Source organism: Streptomyces sp. NRRL WC-3549, assembly GCF_000721935.1.
GTDB lineage: Bacteria > Actinomycetota > Actinomycetes > Streptomycetales > Streptomycetaceae > Streptomyces.
In genome coordinates this window covers 27,858-29,291 of sequence record NZ_KL585445.1, presented here as the reverse complement: position 1 = coordinate 29,291, position 1,434 = coordinate 27,858, and the positions used below count along the sequence as shown (strand labels likewise).

General features: G+C 71.9%; 3 protein-coding genes. All 3 read right to left on the bottom strand.

The window, feature by feature from the left end; translation table 11 throughout:
* The coding region (locus IH13_RS0134340; RefSeq protein ID WP_031090776.1) for a DUF4429 domain-containing protein at positions 1–696 on the bottom strand (696 nt) is incomplete at its 3' end.
* 94 nt (positions 697–790) lie between these two features.
* Positions 791–922: a hypothetical protein gene (locus IH13_RS46300; RefSeq protein WP_420713437.1), complete on the bottom strand. Its 132-nt coding sequence runs from the start codon at positions 920–922 to the stop codon at positions 791–793.
* 293 nt (positions 923–1,215) lie between these two features.
* Positions 1,216–1,434 (bottom strand): acyl-CoA dehydrogenase family protein (locus IH13_RS0134335; protein WP_031090774.1); only part of this gene is annotated, 219 nt, incomplete at its 5' end.

Here is a 1,434-nt window from a genome sequence, read left to right as displayed (position 1 = left end):
GTCGGGAGCCGGCATCCGTACGAGGACGGCGGCCGCGACCAGCACCGCGGTGTACTCCCGCTTGGAGAGCCCCCACAGATCCAGGGAGTACGGGTCGAACTTGGCCGGTGCGGAGGAGACGGCGCCGCCCCGGTCGAAGCGCAGGGAACCGTTCTCCAGCCCGATGGAGGGCACCCAGCGCACCCCGGACACCTCGGAGACCGGCAGCGAGACCGTGCCACCGGCGGTCTTCGAGTCCTCCGCCTTCCAGTTCCAGGTCAGCCGGACCGTTTCGCCGTCGAAGGAGGCCGTGCCGTCGCCGCCGCCACCGGAGACCGGCACCGACGGCCCCGGCAGCAGGAAGTGGTCCACCGGTCCGTCGGGCACCTGCTCGATCAGCAGGGCGTTGCGGATCTCGTCGACGAGGTACTCCGCCACGCCCACGCGGTCCTTCTCCACCATGAGCTGGTACGGGTCCGAAGCGTCCTTGAGCCGCCCGTCGGCGGCCCGCAGTACCGGGCAGGCGCCGGTGCGAAGCCGCAGCCGCAACCGGCCCCCCTTGCGGTCCGGCTCGAACGAGACGCCCGCCACCGCCCGCAGGGGGACGGCGAGTTCGCCCAGATCCTGCCGCACCGGGTGCACCTTGCCGCCGGGGACGATGCGCACCGTCTCTCCGTCGAAGCTCCACGTTCCGTCACGCGTGATGATGTCCGCCATGGAGCGGATTCTGTCAGCCGCGACGCCGGCCATAACCGACCGTGCGGTTTGGTTGAACGCGGTACAGCATGACGGGTGGCCGCTTCAGGCGGTGTTACTCGGCCACTCTGGAGGCCTTCTCGCGCAGCTGCTCCTCGCTGAGCCCCCGCCGCCGGTAACCGGTGAAGGCGACCCTCCTGCGGCCGTTCCGCCGCTCCTGGACCAGTTGGCGACGGGGCGCTCGCACCCGGAGGACTCGCCCGCGATCCAGGCGTGCGGGGTGCCGGCGGGCAGCTCCGTGGCGCGTGCGGCTTCGGTGGCCGGTGCGGCGCCCTCGTCCCGTACCAGCCAGGTGATGTGGGCGGGGAGGCGGGGAGCGGGCAACTGGAGGAGGCTGGGCCGACCACGAATTCCGGGCCCCTGGGACCGGAAAAGACCGCCCCTTCGCCGACGGGCGGCGAAGGGGCGGTCATGGGCCCTGCGGGAACCTCCGCGCACGGCCGGAACCGGGACCGGGGTCGGGGCCGGGGTGGGCCCGGGTCAGGCCTCCATGCCCAACTCCCGGGCGATCAGCATCCGCTGGACCTCGCTCGTGCCCTCGCCGATCTCCAGGATCTTCGAGTCGCGCCACATCCGGGCCACCGGGTACTCGTTCATGAAGCCGTACCCGCCGTGGATCTGCGTCGCCTCGCGCGCGTTGTCCACGGCCACCGTCGACGAGTACAGCTTGGCGATCGCCGCCTCCTTCTTGAACGGCTC